General features: G+C 55.0%; 1 rRNA gene. It reads right to left on the bottom strand.

The annotated features are described in order from the left end of the window. Positions 1 to 260, bottom strand: a 23S ribosomal RNA gene (locus AWV70_RS21945); the annotation flags it as partial.

Below are 260 nucleotides of genomic sequence, written 5' to 3'. Positions count from 1 at the left end.
CTATCGGTCACTAGGGAGTATTTAGCCTTGGGAGATGGTCCTCCCGGATTCCGACGGAATTTCACGTGTTCCGCCGTACTCAGGATTCACTCTGGAGGGGACGAACTTTCGACTACGGGGCTATTACCCGCTATGGCGGACCTTTCCAGGCCGCTTCGTCTAATCCGTCCCTTTGTAACTCCGTATAGAGTGTCCTACAACCCCAGGAAGCAAGCTTCCTGGTTTGGGCTCTTCCCGTTTCGCTCGCCGCTACTAAGGGA

This window comes from Sporosarcina koreensis (assembly GCF_001531445.1).
Taxonomy (GTDB): Bacteria; Bacillota; Bacilli; order Bacillales_A; family Planococcaceae; genus Sporosarcina; species Sporosarcina koreensis_C.
Note: the sequence above shows the minus strand (reverse complement) of the source record. Positions and strands in the feature narration are given on the sequence as shown.